The organism is Sphingobacterium sp. ML3W, assembly GCF_029542085.1.
GTDB lineage: Bacteria > Bacteroidota > Bacteroidia > Sphingobacteriales > Sphingobacteriaceae > Sphingobacterium.
This window is the reverse complement of the sequence record NZ_CP107036.1, coordinates 4374007-4393458: the sequence shown is the minus strand read 5'-3', so window position 1 is coordinate 4393458 and position 19452 is coordinate 4374007. Positions and strand designations below refer to the sequence as shown.

The 19452-nt window shown below is 39.2% G+C and carries 13 protein-coding genes; 3 read left to right on the top strand and 10 right to left on the bottom strand.

Annotated features, from left to right (window positions below; translation table 11 throughout):
- Nucleotides 1-11: 11 nt before the first annotated feature.
- The 10 genes from OGI71_RS18630 to OGI71_RS18585 form a co-directional block, all read right to left on the bottom strand.
- Nucleotides 12-1238, bottom strand: a complete 1227-nt coding sequence (locus tag OGI71_RS18630; protein ID WP_282250974.1) for a thioredoxin family protein — start codon at nucleotides 1236-1238, stop codon at nucleotides 12-14.
- 45 nt (nucleotides 1239-1283) lie between these two features.
- The gene (locus OGI71_RS18625; protein ID WP_282250973.1) at nucleotides 1284-2813 is read right to left on the bottom strand and encodes a retropepsin-like aspartic protease; all 1530 of its coding nucleotides are present in this window, start codon (nucleotides 2811-2813) and stop codon (nucleotides 1284-1286) included.
- A 4-nt stretch (nucleotides 2814-2817) separates the two neighbouring features.
- Nucleotides 2818-3990: a TlpA family protein disulfide reductase gene (locus OGI71_RS18620; RefSeq protein ID WP_282250972.1), complete on the bottom strand. Its 1173-nt coding sequence runs from the start codon at nucleotides 3988-3990 to the stop codon at nucleotides 2818-2820.
- A 2-nt stretch (nucleotides 3991-3992) separates the two neighbouring features.
- A complete protein-coding gene (locus OGI71_RS18615) occupies nucleotides 3993-5372 on the bottom strand; it encodes a TlpA disulfide reductase family protein (RefSeq protein WP_282250970.1) in 1380 nt (459 codons plus the stop codon).
- 29 nt (nucleotides 5373-5401) lie between these two features.
- Nucleotides 5402-6955, bottom strand: a complete 1554-nt coding sequence (locus tag OGI71_RS18610; RefSeq protein ID WP_282250968.1) for a PKD-like family lipoprotein — start codon at nucleotides 6953-6955, stop codon at nucleotides 5402-5404.
- A gap of 9 nt (nucleotides 6956-6964) precedes the next feature.
- Entirely contained in the window at nucleotides 6965-7732 is a 768-nt protein-coding gene (locus tag OGI71_RS18605) for a DUF4843 domain-containing protein (RefSeq protein ID WP_282250966.1), read from the bottom strand.
- Nucleotides 7733-7740: 8 nt separating this feature from the next.
- Complete coding sequence (locus OGI71_RS18600) at nucleotides 7741-9195, bottom strand: RagB/SusD family nutrient uptake outer membrane protein (RefSeq protein ID WP_282250964.1); 1455 nt, start codon at nucleotides 9193-9195, stop codon at nucleotides 7741-7743.
- 4 nt (nucleotides 9196-9199) lie between these two features.
- Complete coding sequence (locus OGI71_RS18595) at nucleotides 9200-12553, bottom strand: SusC/RagA family TonB-linked outer membrane protein (RefSeq protein ID WP_282250962.1); 3354 nt, start codon at nucleotides 12551-12553, stop codon at nucleotides 9200-9202.
- 304 nt (nucleotides 12554-12857) lie between these two features.
- Complete coding sequence (locus tag OGI71_RS18590) at nucleotides 12858-13985, bottom strand: FecR family protein (RefSeq protein ID WP_282250960.1); 1128 nt, start codon at nucleotides 13983-13985, stop codon at nucleotides 12858-12860.
- 111 nt (nucleotides 13986-14096) lie between these two features.
- Nucleotides 14097-14669 carry an RNA polymerase sigma-70 factor gene (locus OGI71_RS18585; RefSeq protein WP_282250958.1) on the bottom strand — a complete coding sequence of 191 codons (573 nt, stop codon included), beginning with the start codon at nucleotides 14667-14669 and terminating at the stop codon, nucleotides 14097-14099.
- A 529-nt stretch (nucleotides 14670-15198) separates the two neighbouring features.
- On the opposite strand from OGI71_RS18585, the gene OGI71_RS18580 reads away from it, so the two are divergent.
- The 3 genes from OGI71_RS18580 to OGI71_RS18570 all read left to right on the top strand — a co-directional run bounded on the left by OGI71_RS18580 (nucleotide 15199) and on the right by OGI71_RS18570 (nucleotide 19449).
- The gene (locus OGI71_RS18580; RefSeq protein ID WP_282250957.1) at nucleotides 15199-16185 is read left to right on the top strand and encodes a LacI family DNA-binding transcriptional regulator; all 987 of its coding nucleotides are present in this window, start codon (nucleotides 15199-15201) and stop codon (nucleotides 16183-16185) included.
- A 171-nt stretch (nucleotides 16186-16356) separates the two neighbouring features.
- Complete coding sequence (locus OGI71_RS18575) at nucleotides 16357-18708, top strand: GH92 family glycosyl hydrolase (protein ID WP_282250956.1); 2352 nt, start codon at nucleotides 16357-16359, stop codon at nucleotides 18706-18708.
- Nucleotides 18709-18729: 21 nt separating this feature from the next.
- Entirely contained in the window at nucleotides 18730-19449 is a 720-nt protein-coding gene (locus OGI71_RS18570; RefSeq protein WP_282250955.1) for a basic secretory protein-like protein, read from the top strand.
- Nucleotides 19450-19452 lie beyond the last annotated feature (3 nt).

Below are 19452 nucleotides of genomic sequence, written 5' to 3'. Positions count from 1 at the left end.
GATATAGAGGATTAACTTAATTTAAATGGAATAATTTTCTTAATATCCTTAGCCTTATATAAGCTGGCATCTTTTCTTTGTATGGCCTCACGTAAGTCTTGTAGGTCTTTTTTGTCGATGTTTAGGAATGGAGATGTCAGGTCTGATTTCAGTAGTTTTTCCATCCCTTTGGAAGCCTGATCAAAATCTTTCAAATAGTAATTTAATAGTATCAGTCGATAACTATCCACCGGATCCAGTGTGTTTCGTTGTGCTGCGGCTAGATATTCAGCTCGTATAGATTTCAGGATTGTCGGATTTTTTGACTGATCCATAATGACCGGTCCGAAGGCATTGCTACGTTCGTCCCAAGTAGGGTAGAGTTTATATTCGTCAATCAGCGCAAAATAGCTGGCCGCATTTTGTGAGCCCGCATAGTAACTCGTAACAAACCCAGGTAAAAACACCTCCCATAATTTATCATTGAACGTAGGACGTATATAGGTCAACATGGTGTTTAGGCTATCCAATTGCTGCGCTGCCCCATATTGTTTACTTTTTACTTTGGCAATTGTTGAAATTTTGTTGCGGAGTAGATTTCCGCCGTATAGTTTAATCAGTTTTGGAAGATTGTCATAAGCCCAGTTATTATATTTTGTAAAGGAGGTCACGCTATTGGCCAAGAAAGCTGTCTCATTGAAGAGATCCTTTTGTTGCTCGAGATATCCTTCGAGTTCCGCAAAATCATGTTTTTCTCCGGTTTTGATAAAACGCTCGCTGTAAGCAGCGGGGAAGTCGTTGTCCAGCGTACTATTAAAGGCTAAATACTGCTGCGCTTTATTCAACCGTACGGCTTCTTTCAGTAGTGGCACAAATCGGTCTACACCAAAGAAACCAGATTCGGTCAGTATGGTTTTACCTTCGGGGCTTACGATGACATAGGTGGGGAATCCTGGGGCACCGTACTTACGAGCTAATTTCTTCCCGTCGGTCTCTTTCATGACATCTGTTTTGTACATAATATAATTGTCGTTGAGTTCCTTCATAACGACTGGATCCGGGAATACTTGTTTGTCCATCTCAGCACAAGGCATACAGCCTACAAAGTACAGATCTATCAGAATGAGTTTGTTTTCCTTTTTTGCCTTTGCCTGGCATTCCGCATAACTGCCTTGGAAGGTTTTTTCCTGCGCAATTGCCGCGTTTGAAAAGAATATGCCAAAATAGGCTATGATAATATAAAAAATACGCTTTTTCATATAATTTGTTTTGAGAATTAAGGGTAGTATATCTTTTTAGCGTGATTAGATGTTTACGATATTATCGTCAGTCCTGGTAATCGAAATAGATTCTCCTGCTGCTTTTAATCGAATCGCATCTATCAGGGTCGAATTTTTTTTCAATTGATCGACCGTATACTTGTCTATACGTTGAATCAAATCTCCTGCTTTCAGACCCGTTGGATTTTCGACGGCTCCTACAACTCCAAGAGCTTTAAGCTGCCCGGCATTATCCCAGCCAAACTGATAATTCTTTATCAAAAAATCCTGCGGGTGGGCATGTAATTTATTTGGAGAAAAGTAGGCCTCGCTTTCTGCTAGATTTATTGTAATGTTATAACGGCTTAATAGGCGAACGCCAATTGAACCATCGAAACCAGGTTGCCATTGTTCATTTCCAGCACTACCGCCCATGAGTGTGACAGGCAAGCCTTGCATTGGGGGCAGTGGAGAAATGGCAAATTGGTAGCTTTTGCCCGAGAAGGTGGGGGAGGAAACTCCCATGCTTACCGTTGCGGCCTGAGTCTCGGGTTTGAATCCGCTGACCAGCAGTTTATTTTGGCGTACAAAAGGACGGAAACAGATCAGGTCATACGAAGCACCAGTGTCGAAAACAAAATGCCCCGAGTAACTCTTGTCCTTGACGATCTCAAGCTGTCCGGGCAATATCATTACACCGGCAGGCATTGTAATCGGTACTACCGTTCCCTTGCCTTTGTATTGAAAATCTCCGAAGTCGTATAATGAAAGCGTATTTTTATCGTAGTCGATATGCGTGATAAATTGTCGTATCAAGCTATTGCCGATGATGCCATCGCCTTCTTTTCCCATTTCAGGAAAGATGGCAATCCCTTGTCCTGTCAGCTTAAGCGTGTCTAATAGAATACTATTGTTGTCAGATACCTGAATCTTTGTATTACCACCGACTACTGAAGCGTTGTTCTCACGCGTTACCTTTAGGCCCATAGCATCAGCAAGTTGTTGGTTGACAGCCATACCATCTGCTCCGGTGTCAAAGAGGAGCCTTAAGGGTTTTTCGTATCCATTGATTTTTACCTGCAGGTAAATAGATCCGTTTTTGTTTTCAAATGGAATGACTGCACGTAATTTAGGCTGGATTTCTCTTTTTAGTCCGTAGAGTTGATCAAAAAGACTGAAATAGATGAGTTTTCCCTCTTTGTCGACCAAAGCTTGATTGCTTGTTGTCTTACCCTTTGTATCTGTGACCTCTATTTGAAGTAATGTCCCTCTTTTTGTTTTCTTGTCCGATAGAATATGTACGGCTTTTAGGGGGTAATTTTTGACAATTTGGTTTAAGCGGAAGCTTGCTCCTGCACCAGTATGTCCTGCTACGGAAAAATTTGGTGCGAGTTCACCTGTTATCATAGAGGTGTCTTTCTGTTCAAAACATGTCAGTAGTTTAGCTGGTAATTGTGCCGCTAGCTGAGCTTTTGACCATGATACCCAGACTGTCAACAGTAAGAGGCTCCCAGCTTTGATTATTGGTTTATAAGGCATGGTTTTTAAGTTATTGTCTTTAGTAATTGATCTCATTAGGTTAATAGCCGTAGATCTTTTTTAGTGCAATATCGATGTCATCTGTTGCCGATGCTATAACGCGCAAAATGATTTTTCCATTTTCATCCACCAGAATTTTTGTTGGAAAACCACTGATCTGATATTCTTTTACAATATCCATTTGCTCCTTGTTCTCGTTATTTAAGACATTTGTCCAAGGCAAGTTGAGTTCTTCTATAGCTTTGTGCCAGGTGTTTTTTGACTCATCAAGTGTTTTACCTCGTTCTTGGGCAATACCGATAATTTCAAAGCCTTTGTTTTTGTAACGACTGTAAAGCTGTTGGAGGTGTGGCATACTTGCACGGCATGGGCCACACCAGCTCCCCCAAAAGTCGAGTAGAATAACACGGCCTTGCATCTTTTCTAACCTAAAAGGAGTTCCGTAGGCAGTTGTCCGTGTAAATAGCGGTGCTGCTTTCCCTTTCGCAGTCACGGTTTCTTTTGCAATTGTCGACGCTATCGCTTTACCCATGTCTGTTGATTTATAATTCGAAGCAAGACGATTAAATGCAAATTTATAGTCTTCGGAAGTATAGCTAAACTTCATTCTGTAAAGCAAAAATAAACTGACATAGGATTCCGGATGGTTTTCTATAAACTTCTTTTGGAGATCACTTTCTTTTTTGCCTAATTGGCTGAGCTGTTCGAGTATCGTTTTACCTTCTGGAGATTCAGTACTTATCTTTCCCTCGAGAATTGGACTGTATAATCTGTTTTTTTGCTTTATATATCCAGCTGTTGATTGACGCAAGCTATTGTATTCATTGTTTTCTTCTCCACCTCTGACTTGCGCTAAATCAAGTTCCTCGGCATTGCCGTCTATAATGATATCATTTTCAGAAATAAAAATATTGAGCGGATGACGCATGACCTGTTGTAATGCGCTGGTGTTTGGATCTTTGCCAATAGTCCTTAAGGTAGCATCAACCACCTGTGCTTGTTTTGGGATCTTGACTTCAAATAATCCATCCTTTACTGGAGTTGCGAAACCTTGTCTTTTACCTTGAGTGTCGATAAATGATATGCTCAGCTTTACTACAGGGTCTACTGCCGGCGATGTTATTTTCCCTTTCATTGTAACGCTGTCCCCCTGCGCAGATAGAAGCGAGGGAGATAACGTTAAGCATAGGAAGTAAATCCAAAATTTATTCATCGCTATTTCGTCGCTAATATTTTTTCAAGGAGCTGTTTTAATTCTGGGCTTGACGGACGCGGTGAATCTATTGTCACCACCTTCCCTTGACGGTCAAATACCATAAAACGGGGAATACCTTTAATTTTATAGTATTCGGCAAAATCTCCCCATCCGGAGGCGAATAGCTGAAGGCCGCCAAGTTGCTCGTCTTTGATCATTTTTTGCCATTTGGCTTTATCTTTTTCCTCGTCCACGGAAATACTTACCACCTGTACATCCGTCCCATGCATTTCTGTCTCCAGTTTTTTGAGATGCGGTATCTCTGCTTTACATGGCCCGCACCAGGTCGCCCAAACGTCGATTAATACTACTTTACCTTTTAAATCGGCAAATTTTACAGTTTTCCCATTATTGTCTGGGAAAGAAAAATTGAGTCCCTGGTCGCCAGTCTTTAATTGGGCCATGTCATTCATGATCTTTGTTGCACGTTGCTTTTGGCTTGCAGTTAGCAAATACGTATGATATTTATCTACGGCTTCTTTATAGCTGGTATAATCTTTTTGTCGCGCCAGATAAGTCAGGATAATATCCCCTTTTAAAGTGTCGTTAGGCAGAAGCTGCACATCTTTTTGTAAACCTGCGATTCCTTTTTCGTAAGGAATATTTGCGATCCGGCGGCCTAACGATGAGATACCCCCCAAGGTGCGATTTCCCCAGGGCATTTGATAAACAAGAGATGCATTTTTTGCAAAATCGGTCAACGTGAGACTTTTGTAGTAATCCGTATACTCCTCCACAGCTGGGTGTGCCGAACGCGGTGTATTTAAGAAATTTGTCGCATTGGCGGCAAGATCCCATTGGATATAATCGTGTAGTTTTGCATCGAATTTTGTGTTTCCACTTTTGTTATTTTTTGTGAAGTTATTGGCTTTGGCGGCGACAGTTTCCAGGTCTGGAAAAAAATCGACAAAGGTACTTTGGGTTTTCATCCAATTGAAGGCCTTCTGTTCTATTGGGTTGACTTCTTCGTGCCAACGGTTGAGAATCTGGTTTTCCTTACTGTTATTTGTGCCGGTCAATTGGTAGTTTTTTTCAGAGACGGTCAATTCGAGTTGATCGCCCTGCTTAAAGTAGAAGATATTATTCTCGGTTTGACTCCCTATTGTTCCTGAACCGATGGCATAAAATCCCTCGTATTCAGGATAAAAAGTGAAGCCGAACTTTTTATCCAATTGCGGTTGTGCCGAAGCGATCTCTACCATATCGCCGTTCACGACCTTGAAAAGTTTGACGGGTTTGATAAACTCCTTGTCAAATGTTCCTTTGATTTGGACTGGGGCTTGCGCAAAAACTGCACTTATGCTGAGGAATGTTATAGCTGTTATGATGTGTTTTTTCATTTTTATTGTTTTATAACGTAATAAAAGCCTTAATAAGACCATGGGTAAGTGTAGTCATAAACAGATGGTGCAATATAGATCAGCGAACGTGCTGTACCGGTTCCTTCGAGTATCTGTGCGGGATTTGGATCTAAATTCCCCGAGTTTTTCGTAAACATTCGGATTTTATAGTTCGATCCAATTTTTGTTCCAACGACGAAGAAATTGAAAGCATATCCTGATTCTGAGTATTTGAGATGTTTAATAAAAGTAACCTGTTCTCCTCCGGGGGCATTAAACTGCAATTGTTCAAAACCGTTGCTCAGATTTTTGCTATATACTTGATTGTTGTTGACGAAATATAGCAGGTTTTCATCTTCGAATAATAAGGTATGCAGGCTTGCATCATATAATTTAGAAGAAGGCCCTATGCTATCTTTTTTTATTTTTAAGACATACTTATTTTTTTCTAATGCACAGAGGGATTTCAGACTGGGGTCGGTTTTGTCCTGCAAAATTGCGTATCCGACAGTTTTATAATAGTAATCGGGATCAGGTAGGTAGATATTTGATTTCATTCCTAAAAACAGCGCTTTCTGATTGTTCTTCGTCGTGCTGAAATCATTGTCCTTATCATCAGAAAATATAGTCATGGTAGATCCATATCCATTCCCCAGTGTAACGAAATTTCCACCTAAATTGTCGAATAAAATAGGATCATTACTACCACCAGAGATCATAAATTTTGATAATTCGTAAGCACTATTGTTTCCATCGATCATTGCCTTGTTTCCAAACTGACCTGTGTTGGCGCTCATCGCGTAGATATTATATAACTGTGCGTTATTAATAACATAATTGGCACTACTTCCTACGAAAGCGCCCGTAGTTCCAGATATCGTTTGTGGTCCGCCTAAGAATAGGTTCTGCCTGTCTCTTATTTTTTTTAGATTATTGACATTAATAGCCTGTACATCTTTGTCTGTAACAAGAAATAAAGCCCGGGTATTTGAATAAGTCGCAGGATTTAAGATATTGCTTTTGTAGCTGGAAGAGAAGCTAATAAAATTTGCCTTTCCTTCTATTTTTTGATTATTTGCCGCGCTATATACATTTTCGATTTTTCCATTTACCACATTATTTTGTGGGGTAAGGTAAAGATCCAAATCTGAATTGTTGCCGTCATCTTTAAGGACATACCAGCCCCGTGTAAACTGTGTACTTACCGTTACGGTTGCAGTTTTGTACTGGCTGTAACCTGTTTTTTTGTTTTTAACGATACAGACAGCTACCCAGTCCTTGGCATCCTCGGTTATAAAATAGCGAAGGTTCTGGCTCCTGGCGATTGTATCCAATGGTTCAGCTCTTCCTTGAACATTGGTTTCGTAAAATCCCCATCTATATTCTAATTCACCGTCCTTATTTGATTTTGCTGTTGGGGATATTTTTAACGTGTCTTTTAGCGATATAACACTGTATTTTGATTCAATGCCTTCGATATCGATATGCTCAGCTTCGCTGTAATCATAATTGCTTTTATCTTTTGAGCAGGCTAAAATGGATAGACAGCCAAGGAGTAATAGGTAAATATTTATCTTTTTCATCGCTTATGTTTAATTAGGGAAAGTAATGAGATCACCATTTTCGGCACGTAGAGGTGCACTTGGATGTCGCTTATTGTAATCTATCACCGCCATTCCAAGGACGGATTTATAATAACTTGTTTGATCAGATGCGAGATTTGCTATAAATTCCTGATCCCATTTTTTTCCGGTTACCTCAATCATGAATTCATGTTTTCTGACACTGTATGCTCCAAAATAATACGTGGAGTAAGAGGTTGTCCAGGCGTTAGGTTGGCTGAGACGGTCGGTAAATTGTAGTTTTCGCCAAGATTTAGTGGGCTCACCAATAGCAAAGTTTTCATTCTCAACGATTGAAATACCAAGATTGACCGTTTTATTTTTTAATTCTCCATCCCTTAAAATGACTATAGGTACTCTTGCATGTACAGAGTCGGATTTGATAACATAGAGGTTGGCAACAGCTGGATCATCAAACGCAACGAAATGTTTTCCTGGGATGGCATTTTCCAACCCATTGAGTTGAATTTGTTGAAGCTGATATTTCCGGTCTTTTTTAGATGTCTCTCCCACAGTATAGATATCAAAATACACCGTATCTTGATGGATATCCTGTGCTTCGTAAAAGAATGTTTCAGATTTTAACGAATCCGTATATTCATTGAGTTTAAGAGTCGAGAGTGGTGGCCCAAATTGTAATCTTGGGATATCGTCAAATATATAATATTGGTCTTTTTTGCAGCTATTGAACGAGATGCATACAATACCAGCTATAATTGATAAAAAATATGGTTTCATAATGGTGATTAATTAATGGATTCAACGGTTGGCATGGGCAAAAGGTAGTTTACAACTGCTGTTGATGGCGCAAAAAGGACTTGCGCTTTTGGGACATTGAGTCTTTTGTATATATAAAAGGCCTGTCCCTCACCATAGAATTCTTTACGGTATTCCTTGATAATCTCGTTTTGTAATGTTGGAGCGTCCCCTGGTATAGTGAGATTTGATATGTTCCGATTTGCTCTAAAGGTTTTCAAATAGTCTAAGGCTTCAGTGAATGGAGCGGTTTCTGCTAAAATGAGATAAAGTTCACTGGTTCGTATCATAGGAAGTTGTTTGTAATCCGTCAAAACGGTTACGTTGTCGGCTGTGACCCAGAATTTTCTTAAGACATTATATTTAGAACCACTGGCCAATGTAACAATATTCCAAAGGGAAGATTCTCTAAAATCAGTTCCAGTATTTCCGTAGAGTTGATTTGTGATGGTTGTCGCAGATGTACCTTTACGATAGGTTGCATTACCAAAATTATCCGTATAGGTTTTTGCTAAATCAAAAGCATAAAGTCCGAAGATCTGTTCGGAAGTTAGGATGTAATTGGTTGCTGTAAACTCTTTCCCTGTTGCTAATTTGAATTTAGCGTCTTCATTCGCATCTTTTGCATCAATCACTTCTTTGGCGGCTTTGTAAGCACCGTCTTTGTCCCCATACCACAAATTTGCACGGGATTCTAAAGCTTTCATTGCGTAGTAGTTCATGCGCATATTGCGATAAGATAGGAAGTCATCCAATGGTTTGTAATTGCTTCCAAAACCATTCGGATTTCTTACGTCATTCATCGAATAGGTAAGCATGGGGTCGAATTCTTTGATGAGTTCTTCAGCCTGTTTCAGATCTGTAAAAATTTTGCTTTTAAATTCTTCATAAGAAATATGCTGATGGATCTCTCTGTTGAATTCTGTTACATAAGCAAGTTGATTTCCAGTGGATGGATCACTTGGGATCGGGCCATATAGCCGCATAAGATCAAAGTGTATATAAGCACGTAAACCCAGGCATTCTGCTTTGATCACTTGATATACCCCCTCGGTCTTGAAAACAGATTTGTTGGCTTCTAAATTCTGCAGAATAGAGTTAATTGAAGCGATTGTTGCATACTGCTTACTAAATATGGCATTGAATTGATCAATTACGCGATTGTCAGTATAGTTGAACAGTCCCAGCTGCTGTTCCACAGTATTTGTGGTCACGTCCCAACTGGAGACTAGGCTTTCTAATGTTCCAAAAGTTAAAGCTTTTCCATAGCTTGCGCTACTTTTTGCCGAAATATAAACGCCCGCCAAAGCATCTTTAAACCCTTGTTCGGAATCGAATAACTTATCCGCAGGAATTTGGGTCCGTGGTAAGACATCCAAAAATTTATTGCAAGAGCTTAAAAATAAGATGCCCAATAAACTCGCTAATATGATGTGTTTTTTCATTTTATTAAAATGTTGCGTTGAGACTAAAAGTAACCTGTCTTGAGAATGGATAATTTGTACCCCGTTCCTGACGAATACTGGAAATAATAAATGGATCAGAAACATCCAGTCCTATATTGACATTTTCAAAGCCTATTTTTTTAACCCAGTTCATGTAGCGAAAATCATATTGGAAGTTGAAACTTCTCGCATAAATGGTGTTCTCATCCTGGACAAACCGGGACGTTTTATAGGTTGGGTTTGTATTTAAGAGTCCTTTGAAGGGAGCGTAATCGCCGGGGTTCTGCCATCTGCCGGTGTATACACGTTCGTCAACATTATATTTGTAACTACTGGTTTCTACTCGTTCAGCAAGTGTTCTATTATACGCCTGGCCTCCAAAACGGTAACCGAATGAAGCGGTAAAGGTGAATCCTTTGTAGCGTAACATCGTATTGAAATTACCCCAAACTTTAGGGTCCGTGTTTCCGACAGCAGTAACATCTTTTGATGCCCAAGTGTAAGTTGGTGTTCCGTCAGCAGCGAGATAAAGCTCTTTCCCTGTGCTCGGGTCTATTCCCAGGGATGGGACTACCCAAATCGCGTTGCTAGAATATCCCTCGATGTACATTTTATTGGCATTATAGAGATCCCCCTGAAGTGTTTTCTGCGCGTCTTTTAATGCTTGTGAAGTTTCAAGTACCTTATTTTTGTTATGTAATACTGAGCCCGAAACTGACCAGGTTAGACCGGTTGGTTTTTTCATCAGATAAACTGTCGCATATAACTCGAATCCTTTATTTCGTAATTTTCCGATGTTGGCTGTATAATAGCCTACACCACTTGATGCGGGGGTATTAACGGACGAAACGAGGTCATTGGTGTTTTCAATATAATAGTTGGCCTGTAACGTTAAATAACGGTCGAAAAGGTCGATATCGGTTCCGATATTGTATTTAAGCACCTGCTGCCATTTTAGATCCGGATTGCCGAGACCCAAGACATAAGCTCCCAGCCAATTATAATATCTATCGGAAGTGTAGTAGCCATAAGTTGTCAACGCCTGGTAAGTATTGAATTTTGTAGACCCGGATGTCCCTACTGAACCACGTAATTTAAGTCGATTGACAATATCATTCTTTTTAAAGAACTTTTCTTCGTGCAAATTCCAGCCGAGACCTGCTGACCAAAAAGGCGCAAAACGCTTGTTGGCGCCAAATTGTGATGAGCCATCCATACGGAATGTACCGTCAATAAAATAACGGTTATCAAAGTTATAATTGGCATTTCCAACGAAACCCACTGTACGATAGTAGTATTCGTTTCCTGAAGGTTTTCCATCTTTCATATATTGCAGTGCCATCGATGGAAAATCAAGATCACTGTTTGGAAAACCTTCTGCGGCGTTTGTTAGTTGCGATGTGTTATCCTGAAAAATATTTGCCTCTGTTCCGACAAAAATCTGATGTTTTTCTTTTATTTTTTTGCTGTAGGATAGATTTAAAGCTCCCTCGTATTTCATTCCACGATTGAGACCAATCCAATAAGCTCCTTTTCTAAAGACATCGACTCCAGTATAATTGGTAAAGTCAGTATGTTCTGCCGGTTTAAACGTATCGGACTGTTTATCCGATTTCGTAAAGCTGAATTTACCAATTAATCTTAATCCTTCTTGAATCGACCATTCGACAGCAGTCTGATTGGTTATATCTGTTTGTTCTCCTTTGTCAAATGTTTTTAGAGTAGCATTATATAATGGGTTCGTTGGGAGGGTAGTCCATATATTTGAATAATCGGTTGTACCCGGATCGCCCAATACTTTATTTACATTTCCATCTTTATCATAAGGACGCCAATACGGATTGAGGTCGAAATAATCGCTGAATGATCCATATGGTGACTGCTGATTCTTAATATTATTAATGTTTAAATAATTTCTAAATATCAAATTTTTGTAGGTATAAGATAGGGTGATAGATCCATTCAGTGTATTTCTGGAAGAACCTTTCATTACACCGGCTGTATTGTTATTTTGAATACCGGCTGAATAACGGAACTGGTTATCACCGCCTTCCAATCTTAAATTACTTCTTAATGCGTAGGATGTGCGCAGTGGAATAGCCATCCAGTCCGTTTCTACGCCGCTATTAACTTCATCTAGCAGAAAATTATAATAACGTTTATTCGGAATGTCGGTACTTGCATTTGGAGAGTCATAAAGTCCGGTAATACGTTCCAACTCGAGCTTGTTTCTTGCATTAAGGAGGTGGTAAGCCGATAAGTCAGCATTTTCAACCTTTAGCTCTGATCCAAAACTTAAACGTAATTTACCCGGTCTCGGAAGTTTTGTTGTAATGACGATGACCCCATTAGCACCTCGGGAACCGTAAAGTGCAGTCGCTGCAGCGTCTTTCAAGAGGGTAACAGAAGCGACATCGTTTTCATTAATATCGATAAGTGCCTGAAGTGATGTCTGGAAACCATCTAGAACAATCAGTGGTGTGTTAAGCTGACTTGCAGATTCGCTTTGAATTTCATTCACATTTGGGATACTGGAATTTCCCCGCATCTGAATTTCTGGAAGTCGATTAGGATCGTTACCGAAAAGATTATTCTCGATTATATTAAACGATGGATCGATATTACGTAAAGAGGTCACAAGGTTTCTGGCACCATATTGTCGCAATTCTTTTGTCGTAATCGTACGTGATGCTCCTGTGAAACTTTTGTCTTCCTTCTTAAAAATACCTGTAGAAACAACAGCTTCCTCAAGCGCATTTTCTTGCTTCTTTAAGCGAATAACCATCTTATCGGGATTTAAGCTCGCTTTAATTTCCTGTCTTTCGTAGCCCAAGGAAGTTATAACCAGAATTTCGTTAAGTGAAGATATGGGCAATGCAAAGCTTCCGTCAGGCAGACTCATAACGCCTTTTCGTGCATCTTCTTTAAGGCGAATTGATGCTCCCGAGACCGGTCTCCCTTCGTCATCAATTACTCTTCCTTTTACATATTGTTGTTGCGTGGTCAGGACGACTCGTTCTGGAGCTAATGTTATTCTCGTTATTTGTCGTTGCCTTTCTGTATTTTTTTTAACAACTACTGTTTTATCAAAAAAGTCATAAGACAGATTTGCTTTGTTCAGAATAACATTTAACGCTTGTTTAAATGGGGTATCCTTGATTTCAGCAGTTAAGTCGATGATCTGGTTGATCTCATTTTTCTTGTAAAAAAATGAATAACCGCTCTGTTTTTCGAGGTTTTTTAAGATCGATTCCAGACTCGATTTTTGCTTTTTTAAGCTAATCTGTTGGGCATAGGTGTTTGCATCTACTTGAGACAGACCTAGGCCTAGTAGTAGGGTGATTAAGTTGATCCTCATGAGAGATCTAGATAATGGGCGCGCACAAAGAGGCTTTTGTTTTTCATAAATTCGCCATATATAGGACGCTAGGTTAGCGTCCAAATTGGTCGAATGAAAATCTTTCTCCTTCTTAATGAACGGAGTTAAGGTAAATTTCATTAAATTCGTTTGGTTTTAACGTGTTAATAATTTAGAAGTTAGACGATACTTTAATACCAATAAGTTGGACGGGTTCTGCGCCAACAGGATCCGTCTTTATTGATATCAATAGCCAGGAATTAGGGTGGTAGTTTTTCGCTTTTCATTTCAGTAATAATTTTGGTTATGTGATGATTAAGTTGATTCTATTATTCTTTCCTATAACAGCTTTTGTTTGGATATTTGCATAATTCAAAAGCTGAATAAGCTTATCTAAACTTAAATTCCGGGGAATTTTCCCACTATATTGACTGGCATTGCTCGTTCCATTATACGTGACATCTATATCATACCACCTTGCGATTTCTTTAAACACTTCAGATGTATTTGTCCCATCAAAACAGAATTGACCGCTTTTCCAACTAAGTACTTGGTCTATATTGATGGTCTTCGAACGGAGTTTCCCGTTCTCAGAAAATGCTTGCTCGTTGGGCCTTAATTTAATTGCACTGCGCTGTTCGGAAACAATCACTGAACCTTCTTCTAGACTGGTACGGATATCTTCTTCATCTGAATAGGCATTGATATTAAATTTTGTGCCGAGTACCTTCGTTTGTTGGTTTTTTGTCTTAACAATGAAGCTTTTGTGGTCTTTTGTTTTTGTTACCCGAAAATAAGCTTCACCTTCCAACTCGACGATACGGTCTCCCGACTCAAATGAAGAAGGATAAGTTAGCTTCGAGTCAGCGTTGAGACTAACCAATGTGCCATCTGCTAAAACGAGTTCATAGGTTGCTCCTTTAGGAGTTTTTAATGTGTTTTGTTGCGGAATAATTTTTCCGGTAGTGGCATTTTGATAACTGATTTTCCCCTGAGCATCTTTTGTTAGAATTGTCTCTCCGACTTGGATTCTCTGATTTAGCGATAATTCATCGAGATTGATCTGTTTGCCATCTGCTAGGATGATAATAGCCTTTTCGCTTCCTGGAGGAATCGATGCTAGTAGCTTGTTGGAAGCAATGTGCTCTGCTGCAGGCCAGTATCTATAGGTGAAAAAAGCGATTATCAATACGGCTGCTGCTGCACTGATAATCCTTACATACTTTATATTATTGGATTTTTTTTCTATTACGCCAATTTCAGCTAACAAGCGATTTTTTACATTCTTTTGGATGGTAGAAAACTGCTCTGGGGGTATTTTACCGGCCGATTGCTGATCAAACCACTTAAAAAGTTGTTTACGTTCCTCAATATTTTCGGACCGGCTCAGAAAACTGCTAATCAGTCTATATAATTCTTTCACTCGCTTCATAAATCGCAACGTTATACTGGTTGGTTATAATACAAGTGATGTAAAAAGGAAGGAGCCTCTACTCAAAATGAAAAAAAATATATTTTTTTATTAATAGAAGATTGCGGATAACTAAAAGAATAAGATAAAGTGAAATAGATTACCTGTTGCGGTGCGTAAATGGCGAATAGCCTTGTTGATATGTTTTTCTACAGTGGATTCACTGATTCCTAATTTTATAGCAATCTCTTTGTTACTCATATAATATTCGCGGCTCAACTTGAATACTTCCTGACATTTTTGAGGAAGATTTTCTACTTCTTTGGCAACAATGTCGATGATGTAACGGTAATAAAGTCGATCCTCGATTGGTATGGATTGATCTTCAAACTCAAGATGTTCAATGCCTTGGGTAATCTGTATTTTCATCTCTTTGCGGTAATGGGCAAGCACCAAATAGCGGCAAGAACTAAATAGATAAGCCGGAAGAGACTCTATTTCTGCAATTAAAGCCCTATTTTTCCATACTGAAATAAAAAGGTCATGTAGGATATCCTCAGCGATTTCACGACTGCTGATTTTTTTTGCTATAAAAGAAGTCAGATCGGGGGCAAATAAATCATATAATACCGAAAAAGCTCGCTGATCCCCTTGCTGTATAAGGGGGAGAAGTTCTTGGTATTGGTATGATTTGGTGTTTTTCATAAGGAGCTAGCAGCGAGTAAATTTAAAAAAAAATTAACATTTTCATTAAAAAATGATAAAGTAGCTCAGATTTTTGTATTTACTTTTGAATATTTATTAATATTCGACAAAAATTAATGTTTTTTGATATAGATCAGTAAAATAATAATTCGTTGACAAGATAGAGCTCCAGTACGCGTGAAGTATTGACTAAGTAGTGTTATAGTATTATTATGGTGAAGATACTTTAGCTGACCTCAGATGCTATTGTGTTAGTGAGATAAGGAGCTAGTAAACAGGGCTACTGCAACCAAGATCCCCAGTTGTCACGAAGAAGTTATTTGGTATTAAACAGAAATGTGGGAACAACGAAATGTCACCAGCATAAAGAGTTTCAATTGTTGAAATATGCACGGTAATATGGACGGGGTTTGTCAAAAACATGTTCAGATAATTTTATGCACACGATTGTTTAAGAATTCATTGATCTTGATAGGAAGTTACTTTTCATTTTATTTTCTAATTTCACTTAATTTTATGAAATGCTCTTATGGCCAAATCTATTAAAGAAATTGCACAGGAACTGAATGTCTCCAAATCTACTGTTTCATTGGTGATCAATCATAAAGCCGAACAGGCGCGTATCAGTAAGGACCTTGAGAGGCGCGTGCTGGATTATGTAGCAAAAGTAGGCTATAAGCCCAATTCTTTAGCGAAGAGCTTGGCTACGGGGCGTTCGAATACAATTGGGTTGATTGTCGAAAATATTGGAGATTCCTTTTTTGGCCCTTTTGCTTTGTATGTAGAGGAGCTGCTGCGCAAGAAAAATTACCATGTATTATACAGTAGTACTTTGGGAGATCCTCAAAATGCACGAGATATCATTGATTTCATGCTTGAAAAGAAGGTAGAGGGCATAATTCTAGCACCTACGGTAAACTTGGAGGAACATCAACGAAAAATCTTGGAATATAAAGTGCCCTTAGTTGTTTTCGATCGAAATTCACCTGATATAGCGGCACATTATGTTCATATTGACAACGGAGTCAGCAGCCGGAAGGCCTGTTCATATTTGCAGTCTATTGGATGTAAAAATTTTGGATTGATTACAATCGATTCGGATCAGCCCCAGATGCTCGCCCGTAAAGATGCTTATCTAGAGTTTTGTGAGGAAACAGGTATGCAAGCGAGGATACTGCAATTACCATATCGTCGTTTACGACAAAAGGGTATAGCTGCTGTGCAGAGCTGGGTATCTAAAAATGCGGATTTAGATGGTTTATTTTTTACGACCAATTACCTCTGCATCCTCGGTTTGAAATCGCTTCGGACTGAAGGAGGGGAACAATTTAGTTTTCCGTTGTTTTCTTTTGACGATCATGAATTGTTCGATATATTAAATCCTAAGATCTCCTGCATCCAACAACCATTGGAGCCATTGGCAAAAACCTGTGTGAAGGTATTGTTGAGGGAAATAGATCGTGGGATTACCAGTCCGAAGGAATATGTGATTTCGACAAATTTGATCAAAAGATAGTATCAATACCTGAAGCGGGGTAAATCCGAAATTTGTCTTAAAGAAAATAAAGCCTTATTGTAAAAATCATAAGACCTAATATGCGAAAGCTCCGAGTTTTTTTGATTTAATATTCTTTTTTATATCTTTACTAATACGTTTTAGTAGAAATATTTATATATATCCTAAATAATGAAGAAATCATTAAGTGTTTTTCTAGGGTCATTACTGTCCTTGGGTTTGTTTTGCGCAAAACCGGTTTTGGCTCAGAAGTTTAGAGGACAGCAAATGGAAGCTGTCGATCTGGTGAATCCTTTAATGGGTACAGAATCCAAATTTGAGCTATCCAACGGGAATACTTATCCTTCCATAGCAAGACCATGGGGGATGAATATGTGGACTCCACAGACCGGAAAAAATGGCGATGGATGGCAGTATCAATATACAGCTGATAAGATCCGTGGACTGAAACAAACACATCAGCCTTCTCCCTGGATGAATGACTATGGTGTTTTCTCTATTATGCCTGTTACCGGAAAACCAGTGTTTGATCAGGATGAGCGTGCAAGCTGGTTTTCACATAAAGCTGAAGTTGTAAAACCATATTATTATTCTGTGTATTTAGCTGATCACGATGTGACAGCGGAGATGACACCGACTGAACGCGCGGCGATGTTTCGGATCTCTTTCAATAAGACGGATGATGCTTATATCGTTTTGGACGCTTATGAAAAAGGGTCGGAAGTTCAGATCATCCCCGAAAAAAATATGATCATTGGCTACTCGTCGAAATATGCACGCGGCCCATTGCCTGAAAATTTCAAGAACTATTTTGTCCTTGTTTTCGATCAACCTTTTGCTAGTGTTGCTACCTGGGAGGGAAAAGAAAAGAAAGATGGCCAGCTGAAAATCAAAGGTGATCATACAGGCGCCATTGTTGGTTTCAAAGTTAAGGATAAATCAAAACCTGTTCAGGTAAAGGTTGCGTCCTCTTTTATCAGTGCTGATCAAGCTTTGTTAAACTTAAATGAGCTCGGCAATAAGTCATTCGACCAAGTTAAAGAAGATGGACGCCAGATATGGAATACGACCTTAGGTAAAATTAAGGTTGAAGGTGATGATATTGATCAATTGCGCACATTTTATTCTACAATGTACCGTACATTATTTTTCCCGAATAAACTATATGAAATCGATGCACAAGGAAAGGCGGTTCATTTCAGCCCATATAATGGTAAAACGCTACCAGGGTACTTGTTTGGTGGTACAGGTTTCTGGGATACCTTTAGAGCCTTGTATCCTTTCTTAAACTTTATGTATCCTTCTATCAATAAAGAAATGCAGGAGGGATTGCTTAATGCTTATCTGGAGGGTGGGTTTCTGCCTGAATGGAGTAGCCCTGGATATGCGGATATCATGGTTGGTAACAACTCTGCTTCGGTAGTTTCAGATGCCTATATGAAGGGCTTGCGTGGTTATGATATCAACAAACTATATGAGGCCTTGCAACATGGTGCAAATAATGAGGGGCCAATGACCGCTGTTGGACGAAAAGGTGTTGAATATTACAATAGCTTAGGCTATGTTCCCTATGATGTTAAAATCAATGAAAATGCTGCCCGGACATTAGAATATGCTTATGATGACTTTACAATATACCAATTGGCAAAAGCATTGAACCGTCCTAAGACTGAGATTGATCTCTATGCTAAACGTGCTCAAAATTATAAGAACTTATTTGACCCTTCCACCAATCTAATGCGTGGTAAAAATAAAGATGGCAAATTCCAAGCTCCTTTCAATCCATTGAAATGGGGGGATGCATTCACTGAAGGTAATAGTTGGCATTACTCCTGGAGTGTCTTCCATGATGTGCAGGGACTGATCGATTTAATGGGGGGAGAGAAAACTTTTGTCAATATGCTGGATTCTGTATTTGTTCAGGCTCCAAATTATGATGATAGCTACTATGGTGGTATTATCCATGAAATTCGGGAGATGCAGGTTGCTAATATGGGGCAATATGCGCATGGTAACCAGCCGATTCAGCATATGCCATATCTGTATAATTATGCAGGCCAACCATGGAAAACGCAATATTGGGTGCGTCAGGTTATGGACAGAATGTATAAGCCAACTCCTGACGGTTATTGTGGCGACGAAGATAATGGTCAAACATCGGCCTGGTATGTATTTTCTGCTTTAGGTTTCTATCCGGTTTGTCCAGCGACAGACGAATATGTGCTTGGGGCTCCGTTATTTAAAAAAGCTACATTAACTTTCGAAAATGGTAAGACATTGACAATAAATGCACCTAAGAATTCGAATGAAAATGTTTATGTCAATGCGCTGCAGTTGAATGGAACAAATTATGGTAAAAACTGGTTAAGTCATAAGGCACTCCATGAAGGTGGGAATCTTAATTTTGATATGACAGCTAAACCAAACTATAATAGGGGGACAACCTTGAGTGCAGCTCCATATTCGATGACAAGTGAATTGAAGGATGGGCTGAGTTCAAAAAAAACAAAAAAGAAGAAATAAGAAAATAACAATAACCTAATTATGAACTTTAAATATTTGAAAAGAACGCTTGCTGTTGTCGCTTTAATGTATTCTTGTTCGCTTTCCGCACAGGATAATTGGCAGCATACGCAAAATGATCGAAAGGTGGCTGTAGATGTCGACAGTATCACCAAAGGTGGATATACCTTAATCTGGATCAATAAAGACAAGGATTTTAGTCCTGCACTAAAGAAGAGATTGGTGGCGGCTTATTTTACTAATTATCCCAAACTGGCAAAAAAATATAATAGCAAGACTATCAAAAAAGTGTCTTTTGTTATTGATCCAGATTATAAGGGTGTGGCCGCAACAGCTGGAGGTATTGTACGATATAGCCCAGAGTGGTTTGCCAAAAATCCAGGTGATATCGATGTTGTTACCCATGAAGTAATGCACATTGTTCAGGCTTATCCTGATGGGGCCGGACCTTGGTGGGTAACCGAAGGGGTAGCGGATTTTGTCCGTTTTGATGACGGAATAGATAATGCTGGAGCAAATTGGAAATTACCTGAGTATACAGCGAAACAAAAGTATACGGATTCTTACCGTACCACGGCACGATTCCTCTATTGGATTAACAAAAATGTGAAAAAGGATTTTGTTAAAAAATTGGATGGAGCAATGCGGAGTAAAACGTATACAGATGATTTCTGGAAAGCGCAGACCGGAAAGACGATTGACGAGTTGTGGAGTGCTTATAGTCAAAATCCAAAGATCTAATCC

Bases quoted from the DNA above. Each gene is read 5' to 3' on its own strand.
- OGI71_RS18620 (WP_282250972.1), bottom strand. From the start codon at position 3,990: ATGAATAAATTTTGGATTTACTTCCTATGCTTAACGTTATCTCCCTCG.
- OGI71_RS18605 (WP_282250966.1), bottom strand. From the start codon at position 7,732: ATGAAACCATATTTTTTATCAATTATAGCTGGTATTGTATGCATCTCG.
- OGI71_RS18600 (WP_282250964.1), bottom strand. From the start codon at position 9,195: ATGAAAAAACACATCATATTAGCGAGTTTATTGGGCATCTTATTTTTA.
- OGI71_RS18610 (WP_282250968.1), bottom strand. From the start codon at position 6,955: ATGAAAAAGATAAATATTTACCTATTACTCCTTGGCTGTCTATCCATT.
- OGI71_RS18570 (WP_282250955.1), top strand. From the start codon at position 18,730: ATGAACTTTAAATATTTGAAAAGAACGCTTGCTGTTGTCGCTTTAATG.
- OGI71_RS18630 (WP_282250974.1), bottom strand. From the start codon at position 1,238: ATGAAAAAGCGTATTTTTTATATTATCATAGCCTATTTTGGCATATTC.
- OGI71_RS18595 (WP_282250962.1), bottom strand. From the start codon at position 12,553: ATGAGGATCAACTTAATCACCCTACTACTAGGCCTAGGTCTGTCTCAA.
- OGI71_RS18625 (WP_282250973.1), bottom strand. From the start codon at position 2,813: ATGAGATCAATTACTAAAGACAATAACTTAAAAACCATGCCTTATAAA.
- OGI71_RS18580 (WP_282250957.1), top strand. From the start codon at position 15,199: ATGGCCAAATCTATTAAAGAAATTGCACAGGAACTGAATGTCTCCAAA.
- OGI71_RS18585 (WP_282250958.1), bottom strand. From the start codon at position 14,669: ATGAAAAACACCAAATCATACCAATACCAAGAACTTCTCCCCCTTATA.
- OGI71_RS18575 (WP_282250956.1), top strand. From the start codon at position 16,357: ATGAAGAAATCATTAAGTGTTTTTCTAGGGTCATTACTGTCCTTGGGT.
- OGI71_RS18590 (WP_282250960.1), bottom strand. From the start codon at position 13,985: ATGAAGCGAGTGAAAGAATTATATAGACTGATTAGCAGTTTTCTGAGC.
- OGI71_RS18615 (WP_282250970.1), bottom strand. From the start codon at position 5,372: ATGAAAAAACACATCATAACAGCTATAACATTCCTCAGCATAAGTGCA.